Genomic DNA, 13,018 nt, shown 5'->3' on the forward strand with positions numbered 1-13,018 from the left:
CCCTTGGAGAACCCATAAGCCTGACTTATGAGGTCATACATTAGGGCCCCCTTACCTGAGCAGGTCATCCGGGTGAGAGAGTATCCGTCATACCGCCGTCGCCGTTCGAAGGGAAATCCGTCATGCCTCGCCCCCTGCGGGTAGCTGTCGTAGGAGCCGGACCCGCGGGGATCTACGCCGCCGATGCCCTGCTGAAGTCCGAGGCCGCCGCCGACCCGGGCGTGTCCATCGACTTCTTCGAGCGGCTGCCCGCCCCCTTCGGCCTGATCCGGTACGGCGTGGCGCCCGACCACCCGCGGATCAAGGGGATCATCACCGCGCTGCACCAGGTGCTCGACAAGCCGCAGATCCGGGTGTTCGGCAACGTCGACTACCCCGGTGACATCGGCCTCGACGACCTCCGCGCCTTCTACGACGCGGTCGTCTTCTCCACGGGAGCCAACGCCGACCGGGCGCTCGGCATACCCGGTATCGACCTCGACGGCTCGTACGGCGCGGCGGACTTCGTGTCCTGGTACGACGGCCACCCGGACGTGGCCCGCACCTGGCCGCTGGAGGCGGAGAAGGTGGCGGTGCTCGGCGTCGGCAACGTCGCTCTCGACGTGGCGCGCATCCTCGCCAAGACCGCCGACGAGCTGCTGCCGACGGAGATCCCGCCGAACGTGTACGGCGGTCTGGCCGCGAACAAGGCCCGCGAGATCCACGTGTTCGGGCGTCGCGGCCCCGCGCAGGCGAAGTTCAGCCCCATGGAACTGCGCGAGCTGGACCACTCCCCCAGCATCGAGGTCATCGTCAACCCCGAGGACATCGACTACGACGAGGGATCCATCGCCACGCGCCGCGCCAGCAAGCAGGCGGACATGGTCGCCAAGACCCTGGAGAACTGGGCGATCCGCGACACCGGCGACCGGCCGCACAAGCTGTTCCTGCACTTCTTCGAGTCCCCGGTTGAAGTCCTGGGCCAAGGCGGCAGGGTGTCGGGGCTGCGCACCGAGCGGACGGCCCTGGACGGCAGCGGGAACGTCACCGGTACGGGAGAGTTCCGCGACTGGGACGTGCAAGCGGTGTACCGCGCGGTCGGCTACCTCTCCGAGGAGATCCCCAAGCTGCCCTTCGACCTCGGCAGCGGCACGGTGCCGCACGAGGCAGGCCGCGTCGTCGAGGCCGGACGGCATCTGCCGTCGGCATACGTCACCGGATGGATCAAGCGCGGCCCCGTCGGCCTCATCGGCCACACCAAGGGCGACGCCAACGAGACGGTCGCGAGTCTGCTCGACGACCACGCCAACGACCGCCTGCACACACCGCCCGCGCCGGAACCGGAGGCTGTCCTCGCCTTCCTCCGGGAACGGAACGTCCGCTACACCACCTGGGACGGCTGGTACCGGCTGGACGCGGCAGAACGCGCGCTGGGCGAACCCGAGGGCCGCGCACGCGTGAAGATCGTGGACCGGGAGGGGATGCTCCACGCGAGCGGTGCCTGACACTTGATCGCGCACCCGTCGCGGGCGGCCTTGACGGATACTCCGCGCCAGTGACGCCTGACCAGGTCCGGGGCCTGTGCCGGGTCGGCCCGGCGGCCGGGGAGCCGCCGGGCCGCACCGCCGCCCGGTTGCCTGCGCCGTGCCCGGGGCACCCCGGGCCGGGCGACCGGCCTGCTGACCCGCCGCGCGGTCCCACCGGGAAGCGGCCCGGCATCGGACCATATGGCGATCCCGGCTGCCGGGAGGTCGCGCGGTGGCGTTTCCCACCGGCCCCGGCGTGGCACCGCGCACGGAACCGCGCACGGGCAGCCTCCTCGGCGCGACTTCAATATCGCGTTCGCCCGGCGCAGTTCCTTCACCTCCCGCTCCAGCTCGGCGATGCGAGCGGCGTCCTGGCTGGTGGTACCGGGACAGGAGCCACCGTCGGTCTCGGCCTGCTTGACCCAGGTCCCCAGGCCACAGCACCCACACATACGGCAGGAGGGCCCTCATTCTGTCGTCCACAGGCCCGCCTATCGGGCGGTGGGTCCAGGCTCAGGAGCAGCAGAGAATGATGTTATGGCTGGTCGGGCACACAGCGGGCCATTGACATATGCCAGGTGCACCACCGTATCGAGTGTTGCCAAATCCCTTACACACCCCCGTTACCTGTGCAACAGTCGTAACCGGTCTTTTGCCGAGACCTGGCCATGCCGCGCCTGCATCGGAGTACGACATGCCGTCCCATCTGTTCGCGGACCGTCCCGCCCCGCAGCCTCCACGGCGTGAATCGGTGGACGAACTCATCTCGCAGACCCGGCGGCTGCGCGGAGACGTGGACGCGGTCCGGCGGGACGCAGCGGTGGATGAGGACGATCCTCAGGGACGCTGGCAGCGGGCCCTGTGCGACCTGGCGGTGCACCAGCTCGACGATCTCTGGGGTCACTTGGGACAGCTCAAGGAAGGGCTTCCCGCCCTGCCGGAGCCCCAGGACCCGCCCGGCAGGGACGAGCAGCTCCGGTACGGGGAACCGCCGCGGCGCCGGGACTCACTGCTCAGCCGGGTGGGCAGTGCCGAGTGGAACCTGCTGACGGACGAGGTGAGTTGGTCCGAGGAGCTGCACCGGATCTTCGGACGCCCCGCCGCCGGCGACCCGATGACGCTGGACGAGCTGCCGTCCGTGGTGTTCGCCGAGGACCAGGGCTTACTCACCGGGATGGTGACGGACTGCCTGGTCGACGGAAAGCCGATCGACGGGGAGTTCCGCATCGTCCGCGCTGACGGACGCGTCCGTACGCTCCATATGATGGGGGAGCCGGTCCTCGACGCCGACGGCTGCACGGCCTCGATGTGGGCGGTCCTCCGCGACGTCAGCGAACTGCGGAGATCCCAGAGGGCGGTGCGCGAATCGCAGGACACGCTCAGCCGACGGCAGCACATCGACCGGACCGAGCGCCGTGTGGCGACGGAGGTGCACGAAGCGGTCCTCCCGCCCTGGCGCGGAGTGCGCGCACTCCCCGGGAGCGGTCCGGCGGCACTGGAACTGGCGGGTCACCACCTGGCGTCTCCACGGGAGGCATTCACCGGCAGCCAGTGGCTCGACGCCCAAGAACTTCCCGAGGCGCGGGCACTGTTGAGCGTGGGGGATCTGACCGGGCAGGGGATCGCCGCGACCTCCACCCTGGCGATGCTGATGGGTGCCCTGCGGGCGCTCGCCGCGGCGGGCATCCGTCCCGGACCGCTGATGGGCCGGCTCAACGCGCTGCTGGACTCCTCCGCGCAGCCCACGCTCGCGAGCACCGTCTGCTGCCAGTACGACCCTGCGAGCCGGATGCTCACCTGGGCACAGGCGGGACACCCTGCCCCGCTGCTGTTCCGCGGCGGCACGGGGCGCGCGCTGCCCCAGCAGGACGGCGCCCTGCTGGGAGCGAGGACCGCAGGGGTGTACGGGCAGGCCGAGATCGTCCTGCTGCCCGGCGATGTGCTGGTTCTCCACACGGACGGGCTGACCAGGGGGACGGGATCCACCGATGACAGCCCTGGACACGAGCGTCTGCTCTCCCTCGCCCCCGGCCTCACCGTCGCCCGGAGCGCACAGGACTGCGTGCGGCTGATCATCAAGGAGCTCGACGCGGCCGAACGTCAGCACGACGCCTCGGTGATGGTGGCCAGGGTCGCCCGATAGACGTGAGGAAACCGCTCGACGGGCCGACTCACCCGTCAGAGTGGGGGCGGTGTGGGTGTCTTCGTTGTTTGGGCTTCTTCGGGCGGCACGCTCCCTCCACCGCGACCCGCAGCGGCGGTCGCGCAGGAATACCCAGTCGCTCGGGCACGGCCTCTCTCGCCGACTTCAGCCGTCAATCGCCATCCGCCGGCAGTCAGCAGTCAGCAGTCAGCAGTCAGCAGAAGCGTGCCCGTTCCCCGGCACGGCTCAGACCCTGACGCTCCGCGCCGTCCTGGAGGGGCTGTTGGGCAGCGCAAGCTCGATTTCCTCACGCAGGTTCTCGATCTTCGCATAGCCCGAGAACTGACCGGTGAGGCGGTACATCTCCCGTAGCCGGTCCCAGGTACGGTGCGACGAGGTCTCGCCCATCGACACCAGCGCCAGCCGGGCGTATCTGTCCGCCTGTTCCGGGTCGTCGGCGATGAAGCACGCCGACGCCATGGAGATGTAGTCGAAGATCTTCGACCGCTGGCGACCGCTCTCCCTGATTTCCAACGCCCGCTTGGCGTGGCGCTGAGCGATACCGGCGACAGCCGGATCGTGCTCGGCAAGCGTGCGGTAGGCCAGCGCCTGCATGCCGTGCAGGTCCGCCTCGTCGAACATCTGCATCCAACTCGGCGGCGGCACGTCCCCCTTGTCGGAGACGAACAGGTCCTCCGCCTCGCCCAGGGCCCGGCGCATGGCCTGGGCACGGCCCATGGAGGCCTGTGCCCAGGCTTCGATGGTGTGCAGCATCGCCCGTGTGCGGGGCAGCGTCGTCTCGCCGGAGCCGGACCTGGCGAGCTTCATCAGATCGAGGGCGTCGTCCGGTCGGCCCAGATGCACCATCTGGCGGGCGGCCCTGGAGAGGGCCTCCCCGGCGCGGGGCCGGTCGCCGCCCTCGCGCGCCGCGTGAGCGGCGATCACGAAGTACTTCTGGGCAGTGGGCTCGAGGCCCACATCGTGGGACATCCAGCCGGCGAGCACGGCGAGGTTGGCGGCCACACCCCACAGGCGGCGCTGGAGGTGGTCGGGGTGCCGGTAGGCGAGCATGCCGCCCACCTCGTTGAGCTGGCCCACCACGGCCTTGCGCTGGAGCCCGCCGCCGCGGGAGGCGTCCCAGGCGCGGAACACCTCCACGGAGCGCTCGAGCGCGTCGATCTCCTGCGACCCGATGGGAGCGGCCTCGTAGCGGTCGAACCCGGCGGGGTCCGCGTGCAGGAGGTCGTGGGCACGAGGGGGGTGGGTGGCGAGAGCGGGGTCGGTGTGCAGCCAGTCGTGCATGGCGCTGCTGAGTGCGGAGCCTGCGGCGAGCGCGGCGCCCGCGCCCACCAAGCCGCGTCGGTTGAGCATGAGGTCCATTCCCGTGAATTCGGTGAGGACCGCCGCCGTACGCTCGGGTGCCCAGGGCAGTTCGTCGGGGTGGCCGGGGCCCCCGGCCTCCCTTCGCTTGCGCGTGCGCCCGTGCCGTACGAATCCGAGGTCCTCCATGGTCACGACACGGCCGAGTCGCTCGGTGAACAGGGCCGCCAGCACCTTCGGTACGGGATCGCGCGGGGATTCCCCCATGTCGATCCATCTCCGGACCCGCGAGGTGTCGGTCGCCAGTTGCGGGTGGCCCATGGCCGCCGCCTGCCGGTTCACGAGCCGCGCGAGCTCGCCCTTGGACCAGCCGGCGAGGCCGAACAGGTCCGCGAGACGGGTGTTGGGTTCTCCGGTCACGTCAAGCCCCCAGGATCTCGGCTGAGTTGACAGTAGCCCCCTGTCAGATGCGCCGCGACTATTCGCCAGGGTTCGCCAGGGTTCGCCACATGGTGTGCCACCCGTGGGTCGGTGTCAGGTAGGAAAGCGCCACCCCGCCCCGGGAGCACCACGCATTCCCCAGGGTGCCGAAGGCTTCCGGGGCGGGGCCGCGCACGCGAGTTGTCGGCACACGAAGGGATCTGTATCGCCCATGTACACAGCATCGTCCTCCGTGTCCGCCCCGCCCCGGCCGCGCACCCTCCAGGCAGGCGGCGGGCCGTTGCTCGAGCCCTCCACGACCGGCAGGAACCGGCGGTGGCCGGGAGCATCCGGCCAACCGCTCAGCGGGAGAATCGACCTGTCCGGACCGCAGGGCGCGCAGCTGCGCATGGCGATCGCCTCGGTGCACCGCATCTGCCCGGAGTTCAACCCGGTGCAGGTGCTGCGCAGGAGCGGTCGCTCGGTGCTGCTCGTCGGCATGACGGGGCGGACCACGGCCGTCGCGAAATGCTTACTGGACCAGTCGCCGGCCTGGGCGGAGCGCTTCCGGCACGAGATAGCGGCATACCGTGCGTTCGTCCGGCACCGGCCACCGGTGCGTGTGCCCCGGCTGATCGCCGCGGACCCGGAGAACTGCACGCTGGTCGTCGAGCGGATGCCGGGACGCCCCGCGGCCCTCGCCCGGCACCCCTCCGAGGCACCGCCGCGCGCCGACGTCCGTGCCGCGCTCGGGGCCGTCGCCCGGCTGAACGCGTGGCGGCCGCCGGCCGGGACGTTCGACGCGCCGCTGGACTACGCGTCGCGGTTCGCCCGGTACCACGAGCTCGGTCTGTTCACGGACCGTGATCTGGGTGATCTGCAGAAGTTGCTGCACGGGCTCGCGCACCACGGTGGGCGGCAGGGTGGACTGGGGCAGTTCTGCCACGGCGACGCGCTGCTGTCGAACATCCTCCTCGCGCCGACGGGTCCGGTACTCGTCGACTGGGAGCACGCGGGCTGGTATCTGCCGGGGTACGACCTGGCGACCCTGTGGGCGGTACTGGGCGACGCCCCGGGGGCACGGCGCCAGGTCAGCCAGCTGGCCCAGCAGTCGGGCCCGGCGGCGCGCGACGCCTTCCTGGTGAACCTGATGCTGGTGCTGACGAGAGAGATCAGAACCTACGAGACGGCGGTGCAGCGGACGATGCGGGAGGCGCCGCCGGCCGGCACCGTCCCGCCGCCGCACACCGGACTCTCCTCCGGAGAAGAGCAGCGGCTGCTGTTGCGGCGGTTGCACGACGACTGCGCGCTGGCACGGCGGGCCGTGCGCGCGGCGGTCGGCACGCGCTGACCGCGACGAGGGGGAAGAGCGCTGTGCGCCCGCTGCCGACACACCGGGCGCGCAGCGCTCTGTCGTCTGCCCGGGGCGCGTCGCCCCCGGGCATGCGGCGGCTTCCGTACGGTTTCCCGTGCCCGCCGCGACAGGCATAGCGCTGCACCTGCCGTCCCCACTATCCGCACTATCTGTCCGCCGCCCTCGCCGCAGGCAGACTCCGGCGGTGAGTCCGCGGCTCTCACCTGCGGACGGATCGCGGGGGCTGCCCACCGTGGAGCGCGAGGCGCGGTCCCCGGTCGCGGTCAGCCGTGCGAGGCGTCCCGCACCGGGAAACGCGTGACGGCCCCGTGGCCGGTTCCGGCGGCAGGGCAAGCCGGCTCCCGGCACGGCTGGTTCACCCCTGTAGGGTCGGGTGCGGCTGGACCGATACGCACAGGGCGGCCGCTCGGCCGACCCCGGACGGAGGCACGACCCCCATGGCCCGATGCATCACCGCAGGAGTGGACGGATCGCCGGAGAGCCGGGCGGCGGTGTACTGGGCGGCACGCGAGGCGGCCCTCCGCGGGCTTCCCCTCCGGCTGGTGCACGCATGGCTGTGGCAGCCGCTCGACGTTCCGATCGTTCAGGACCGGGAGGCCCAGGCAGAGGCCGCCGAGGGCCTGCTGCGGGAGGCGGAGTCGGAGATCGTCCGGCAGTTCCCCGAGGTGCCGGTGTCCGCCGAGGTGGTCCAGGAGACCGCGGTGGCGGCGCTTGCCGGGGAGGCCGAGCACGCGACGATGCTGGCGCTGGGCTCGCGCGGGTACGGCGCGGTCGTCGGTTTCCTCGTCGGCTCCTACGGCCAGCAGGTGATCGCCTCCGCTACCTGCCCCGTCGTCGCCGTGCGCGCACCCGCCGGGGAGGATCAGGACGCGGTCCCCGAGGCAGGCGGGGGCGACGAGGTCGTGGTGGGGCAGCAGGGCTCGCCGGAGGACTGCGACGCGGTCCTGGGTTTCGCTTTCGAGACCGCCGCCGCACACGGAGTGGGACTGCGTGCGGTGCGGGCATGGAGCCTGCCGACCCTCTACACCTACAGCCCGGCGTCGATGGCGCTCGCCGACGCGGCAGGGGGCCTGGAGCCGTTCGAGCGCAAGGCGCTGGCGGAGGCGCTGCAACCCTGGCGGGAGCGCTACCCGGAGGTGCCGGTCACGGAGCATGTCGAGATCGGCAGCGCGGGGCAGGTGCTGGTGTCCGCCACCGCCCGTGCGCGGCTGCTGGTGGTGGGGCGCCGAGCGCGCCGCTCCCCCGTCGGTTCGCGGATCGGGTCCGTCGCCCATGCAGCGCTGCACCACGCGCCCTGCCCCGTGGCGGTCGTGCCGCCGGCCTGAGCCCGGTGCGACGGCGGGCGGAACTCCGCTCGCGCCGGCCGGTCCGGCACCGCCCGCCCGGCCGCGGTGCCTGTGTCCGGAGCGTCCGGCCGCGGTGCCCGAGGAGGAGAAGCGGGTGCCGTCCGGCCGTGTCGCGACGACCCGCCCCCCAGGGACCGCCGGCCCACTCCACCGACGTGCCGTACGGCCGCGTGCCCGCCGTTCCCACACGGGCCGGCACGGGCCGGCACGGGCCGGCACGGGCCGGCACGGGCCGACGCCGACTGCCCATGGCTGAAGCCGACCGACACCGGCCAACGCCGACCGACGTGACCGATTCGCCTGGGTGCGGCCGCCGAAGGCCGGGATCGGCGGGGCTGAACGCCGACCGAAACGCACAGAAGCGCACAGGCACACACAGACGCGCATTTCGCTGTCGCCGAGCCTCTTTGACGGATCGTCCGGGAGCCGCTACCCCTGTACGGGTCCCTCGGGCACCATCCGCCACTGGAGGCTGCATTGCAGGCGTCCGTACCCCTACGAACGAGGCATGCCGGCAGGCGGGGGGCGGTGGTCGCGGTGCTGCTGATGACCCTGGCCTCCGCCGTCCCGTCCACCGCCGCGGGGCAGGCCGCTCCGTCCGGGGGACTCCAGCGCGCCTTCACCAACGCCGCCGCAGAGTACCGGGTGCCGCCGCAGGTGCTGCTCGGCGTCTCCTATCTGCAGTCGCGCTGGGACGGGCACGGCGGCGCGCCGAGCGTCACCGGCGGCTACGGTCCGATGCATCTGACGGACGCCGCGACGGCGCTGGCGGAGGCCCCCCACCACTCGCACGGCACGGAGGATCCCCGCGGCGACACGGCCCGGGTTCTCCGGGCCGGCGCCGGCCACCCGCTCGAGAGGCGTGCAGCGCTTCCGGCCCGGCTGAGGACCCTGGAGCGTGCCGCGCACCTCAGCGGCATCCCCGCCGAGCGGTTGCGCGCCGACCCGGCCGCGAACATCCGGGGCGGCGCGGCGCTGCTCGCGGACGCCCAGCGGGAGCTGGGCCGTTCTCCGGGCGGCGGCGCGGCGGACTGGTACGGGGCGGTCGCCCGGTTCTCGGGCGCCGATGACACGGCGACCGCGACGGCCTACGCCGACGACGTGTTCGACGTGATCAGGACGGGGCGGAGCCGGACCACGGACGGCGGCCAGCGGGTGTCGCTGCGGGCCGAGGAGGGGCTGCGTCCGGACCGGTCGGCCGTGGCCCGGCTGGGTCTGCGCACCGCCGACCGGACGCCGACGGAGTGTCCGGTGACCGTGGCCTGCGAGTGGATCCCCGCTCCGTACGAGGAGTTCGGTGAGGGTGACTACGGCAACCACGACAGGGGGGACAGGCCGGCTTCGCAGTCGGTCGAGTACATCGTCATCCATGACACCGAGGCGACCTGGGACACCACCCTCCGGCTGGTCCAGGACCCGGAGTATGTGTCCTGGCACTATTCGCTGCGGTCCTCGGACGGGCATGTCGCCCAGCATCTGAGGCTGAGGGACGTCGGCTGGCACGCCGGCAACTGGTTCGTCAACGCCAAGTCGATCGGGCTGGAGCACGAGGGCTTCCTGGCCGACCCCGACGCCTGGTACACGGAGGCGATGTACCGCAGTTCCGCCCGGCTGGTGCGCTATCTCGCCCTTCGGTACGGCGTCCCGCTGGACCGGCAGCACATCATCGGCCATGACAACGTGCCGGGCACCCTGCCGTCGACCATCCCGGGCATGCACACCGACCCGGGTCCGTTCTGGGACTGGGCGCACTACTTCACGCTGCTGGGGCGGCCGTTCGTCGCCACCGCGGGGCCGGGTGCCGCCGCGGTGACGATCCGTCCCGACTACGACGGGCACCGGCCGGTGTACACGGGCTGCGCCGGGGCGGGCGGCCGTTGTGCGCCGCACGGCTCGGGCGCGGTCCGGCTGCGCACCGCCCCGGACGCCTCGGCGCCGCTGGTGAAGGACGCCGGGCTGCACCCGGGCGGCGGCGACTCGACGATGGGCGTCAACGACACGGGCGCGCGGGCCTCCACGGGCCAGCGCTTCGCCGTCGCGGAGCGCCGGGGGGACTGGACGGCCGTGTGGTACCTGGGCCGCAAGGCGTGGTTCCACAACCCGCGTACCCGGCCGGTCGCGGTGGGCACGCGGGCCGTGCTGGTCACCCCGCGCGCGGGGCTGCCGGAGGTTCCGGTGTACGGGCGCGCCTATCCGGAGGCCTCGGCGTACCCGCCGGGTGTGCCGGTGCAGGCGGTGACGCCGCTGCCGTACAGGCTGCTCGCGGGGCAGCGGTACGTGACCGCCGGCAGCACTCCGGGCGAGTACTACCGGGCGACGGCGTTCGACGCCGCGCAGCACACGGTGGTGCGCGGCGAAGAGCGGTACCACGAGATCCAGTTCGGTCACCGGGTGGCCTTCGTCAAGGCCACCGATGTGCGGGTCGCCAGCCGTTAGGGGGCGGGACGGCAGGGCGGCGGCGCGCCTCCGGTTCATTCGGACGGGTGATCAACGGCGTTGCGTGGCCCGGAACGGCGACGGGTAGGGCTGGCCGTACGCCGACCGATCCGCGCGACTCGCGCGCGGACGCTCACCGAAAGGCCGGGCACGTATGGCACAGCCCTTCGAACTGCCGGACTTCTACGTCCCCCATCCGGCCCGCCTCAATCCCCATGTCGACGCGGCGCGGCGGCACACCAGGGAGTGGGCGCGGCGGATGGGGATGCTGGAGGGCTCGGGGGTCTGGGAGCTCGAGGACCTCGAGGCGCACGACTACGCCCTGCTGTGCGCCTACACCCATCCCGACTGCTCCGCGGAGACGCTCTCGCTGGTGACGGACTGGTATGTGTGGGTGTTCTTCTTCGACGACCACTTCCTGGAGGTCTTCAAGCGCCCGCGTGACATCGCGGGCGGCAGTGCGTACCTCGACCGGTTGCCCGCGTTCATGCCACCGGACCCCGGGCAGGACGTGCCGGAGCCGGGCAACCAGGTGGAGGCGGGGCTCACCGACCTGTGGAGGCGGACGGCACCGGGCATGTCCGCGGCCTGGCGGGCCCGTTTCGCCGAGGCCACCGAGCATCTGCTCAACGAGTCGCTGTGGGAGCTGCGCAACATCGACCGGGGCCGGATCGCCAATCCGGTCGAGTACATCGAGATGCGGCGCAAGGTCGGCGGAGCGCCGTGGTCGGCGGGGCTCGTCGAGTTCGCGGCGGGCGCGGAGATCCCGGAGCGGGTCGCCGGTTCCCGGCCGCTGCGAGTGCTGAGGGACGCGTTCTCCGACGGGGTGCATCTGCGCAACGACCTGTTCTCGTACGAGCGGGAGGTCGGTGACGAGGGCGAGAACAGCAACGGTGTGCTGGTGCTGGAGAAGTTCCTCGGCTGCTCCACGCAGGAGGCGGCGGACGCGGTCAACGACCTGCTGACGTCGCGGTTGCAGCAGTTCGAGAACACCGCGCTGACGGAGGTCCCGGCGCTGTGTGCGGAGCGGGGGCTGGATCCGGCGGAGTGTGCGGCGGTCGCCGCATACGCCAAGGGGCTGCAGGACTGGCAGTCCGGTGGTCATGAGTGGCATCTGCGTTCCAGCCGGTATATGAACGAGGGCGCGGTGGCGGGGCCGTCGCCGTTCGGGGGAGTCATCGGGACGTCGGCCCTCGACGTGAGAAGCCTGTTCGGCCGTCCGGCGGCGGCCCGGCTGAGGGCCCTGACGCATGTCCCGCACCAGCCGACGGGGCCGTCGCTGCTGCCGGAGTTCGACTGCCCGTTCCCGCTGACGCTCAGCCCGCACCACGAGGAGGCGCGGAGCCGGTCGATCGCCTGGGCGGAGCGGATGGGGCTGCTCGGGGACGTCTGGGACGGGGCCATGCTGGCCGGCTTCGACTTCGCGCTCTGCTCTGCGGGCATCGACCCGGACGCCACCGCCGGGGAGTTGGAGCTGAGTGCGGAGTGGCTGACCTGGGGTACGTACGGGGACGACTACTACCCGCTGGTGTTCGGCCGCCGCCGTGACCTCGCAGGGGCGAAGGCGTGCACGGACCGGCTGATGGCGTGTATGCCGCTCGACGACCCGGCGTCGGGCGCGGCGGCCGCGGTGAGTCCGATGGAGCGGTCGCTCGCGGACCTCTGGGGGCGGACGGCCGGGCCGATGGGCCCCGAGGCGCGTGCGGGGCTGCGGCGTGCGTTGGATGTGATGCTGGAGAGCTGGCTGTGGGAGCTGCACAACCAGGCCCAGCACCGGGTTCCCGACCCCGTGGACTATCTGGAGATGCGGCGCTGCACCTTCGGTTCCGACCTCACCATGATGCTCAGCCGGCTGCGGCACGAGGGGGAACTGCCGCCGGAGATCTACGGGACGGGGGCGATGCGGAGTCTGGAGAACTCCGCCGCGGACTACGCCTGTCTGATCAACGACTTCTTCTCCTACCAGAAGGAGATCGAGGTCGAGGGGGAGGTGCACAACGCGCTGCTGGTGGTGCAGAACTTCTACGGCTGCGACTACCGTGCCGCCGTCGTGATCGTCGACGATCTGATGCGGTCGCGATTGAGCCAGTTCCTCCATGTGAAGGAGCATGAACTCCCGCTGCTGCACGAGCAGTTCTCACTGGACTCGCGCGGCAGGGCGGCGCTGGACGCCTTTGTCCGGGAACTGGAGGACTGGCTCGCGGGCATTCTGCACTGGCACCGGAAGGCGCGCCGCTACGGTGCAAAGGACGTGCGGTCGGGGGCCGGTTCGGCGCTGCGAGTCGACGGGCCCCTGGCGCTGGGGATGTCGGCGGCGGATGTCGCCGGTCTGCTCCGGTCGGGTGGGCGGACGGGGGCCGGTGGTCCCCGCCCCTGCGCGGGTGCGGCGGGCCCCGTGCGGCTCTGACCCTCGCACAGAAGGATCCCTCCGGTCCGGAGGGATCCGGCCGCTTCCTTCGGATCCGCCCGCCCT

Annotated in this window: 7 protein-coding genes and 1 pseudogene; 6 read left to right on the forward strand and 2 right to left on the reverse strand. The window is 72.0% G+C overall.

Annotated elements, in window-relative coordinates:
- Positions 1-122 precede the first annotated feature (122 nt).
- Complete coding sequence (locus SCWH03_RS03380) at positions 123-1,484, forward strand: FAD-dependent oxidoreductase (RefSeq protein WP_173261567.1); 1,362 nt, start codon at positions 123-125, stop codon at positions 1,482-1,484.
- A 323-nt stretch (positions 1,485-1,807) separates the two neighbouring features.
- On the opposite strand, the pseudogene SCWH03_RS28745 reads toward SCWH03_RS03380, so the two are convergent.
- Positions 1,808-1,939 (reverse strand): annotated as a pseudogene (locus SCWH03_RS28745) (transposase); the annotation flags it as partial.
- A gap of 260 nt (positions 1,940-2,199) precedes the next feature.
- On the opposite strand from SCWH03_RS28745, the gene SCWH03_RS03385 reads away from it, so the two are divergent.
- Complete coding sequence (locus tag SCWH03_RS03385) at positions 2,200-3,648, forward strand: PP2C family protein-serine/threonine phosphatase (protein WP_173261569.1); 1,449 nt, start codon at positions 2,200-2,202, stop codon at positions 3,646-3,648.
- 246 nt (positions 3,649-3,894) lie between these two features.
- On the opposite strand, the gene SCWH03_RS03390 is transcribed toward SCWH03_RS03385, so the two are convergent.
- Positions 3,895-5,388, reverse strand: coding sequence for a DNA-binding protein NsdB (locus tag SCWH03_RS03390; protein ID WP_173261571.1), 1,494 nt, complete (start codon positions 5,386-5,388; stop codon positions 3,895-3,897).
- A 232-nt stretch (positions 5,389-5,620) separates the two neighbouring features.
- On the opposite strand from SCWH03_RS03390, the gene SCWH03_RS03395 reads away from it, so the two are divergent.
- The 4 genes from SCWH03_RS03395 (at position 5,621) to SCWH03_RS03410 (ending at position 12,952) form a co-directional block, all read left to right on the forward strand.
- Positions 5,621-6,739 carry an aminoglycoside phosphotransferase family protein gene (locus SCWH03_RS03395; RefSeq protein WP_173261574.1) on the forward strand — a complete coding sequence of 373 codons (1,119 nt, stop codon included), beginning with the start codon at positions 5,621-5,623 and terminating at the stop codon, positions 6,737-6,739.
- A gap of 461 nt (positions 6,740-7,200) precedes the next feature.
- On the forward strand, positions 7,201-8,088 hold the full coding sequence (locus SCWH03_RS03400) for a universal stress protein (protein ID WP_173261577.1): 888 nt from the start codon (positions 7,201-7,203) through the stop codon (positions 8,086-8,088).
- Between the two features lie 567 nt (positions 8,089-8,655).
- Positions 8,656-10,545, forward strand: coding sequence for an N-acetylmuramoyl-L-alanine amidase (locus tag SCWH03_RS03405; RefSeq protein ID WP_254076533.1), 1,890 nt, complete (start codon positions 8,656-8,658; stop codon positions 10,543-10,545).
- A gap of 154 nt (positions 10,546-10,699) precedes the next feature.
- A complete protein-coding gene (locus SCWH03_RS03410) occupies positions 10,700-12,952 on the forward strand; it encodes a terpene synthase family protein (protein ID WP_173261583.1) in 2,253 nt (750 codons plus the stop codon).
- The last annotated feature ends 66 nt before the right edge of the window (positions 12,953-13,018 follow it).

The sequence above is a fragment of the Streptomyces pacificus genome (assembly GCF_011766325.1).
Classification (GTDB): domain Bacteria; phylum Actinomycetota; class Actinomycetes; order Streptomycetales; family Streptomycetaceae; genus Streptomyces; species Streptomyces pacificus.

What these genes read in the sequence shown, in the direction of transcription:
- SCWH03_RS03380 (WP_173261567.1), top strand. Translation starts at nt 123, where the DNA reads ATGCCTCGCCCCCTGCGGGTAGCTGTCGTAGGAGCCGGACCCGCGGGG.
- SCWH03_RS03385 (WP_173261569.1), top strand. Translation starts at nt 2,200, where the DNA reads ATGCCGTCCCATCTGTTCGCGGACCGTCCCGCCCCGCAGCCTCCACGG.
- SCWH03_RS03405 (WP_254076533.1), top strand. Translation starts at nt 8,656, where the DNA reads ATGACCCTGGCCTCCGCCGTCCCGTCCACCGCCGCGGGGCAGGCCGCT.
- SCWH03_RS03410 (WP_173261583.1), top strand. Translation starts at nt 10,700, where the DNA reads ATGGCACAGCCCTTCGAACTGCCGGACTTCTACGTCCCCCATCCGGCC.
- SCWH03_RS03395 (WP_173261574.1), top strand. Translation starts at nt 5,621, where the DNA reads ATGTACACAGCATCGTCCTCCGTGTCCGCCCCGCCCCGGCCGCGCACC.
- SCWH03_RS03400 (WP_173261577.1), top strand. Translation starts at nt 7,201, where the DNA reads ATGGCCCGATGCATCACCGCAGGAGTGGACGGATCGCCGGAGAGCCGG.